Below are 222 nucleotides of genomic sequence, written 5' to 3' on the forward strand. Positions count from 1 at the left end.
TTTTGCTGAGGGGTTTTACCTAAGGTACTTGCTTAACTTGCCTCTGTTATTTCTATTAGCTTATAAAAGAAACCTTTGTCTTGCTCAATTAGGTCAATACTGCGTTGTGCCCTGTAAGCAATTAGCCATGACTCAATTACAATTGCTTTAACCTGAGCAAGCCTATCAGCGCGTTGCCAAGGATACTGCTGCGCTAATTGAGTTAACGCTTTTGTTTGTAAG

At 40.1% G+C, this 222-nt stretch carries 1 pseudogene; it reads right to left on the reverse strand.

The features are described 5' to 3' along the window. Nucleotides 1–35: 35 nt before the first annotated feature. Nucleotides 36–222 (reverse strand): annotated as a pseudogene (locus V6260_RS18920) (TolC family protein); the annotation flags it as partial.

Source organism: Pseudoalteromonas aliena, from assembly GCF_038155085.1.
In the GTDB taxonomy this organism is placed as follows: Bacteria; Pseudomonadota; Gammaproteobacteria; order Enterobacterales; family Alteromonadaceae; genus Pseudoalteromonas; species Pseudoalteromonas aliena_A.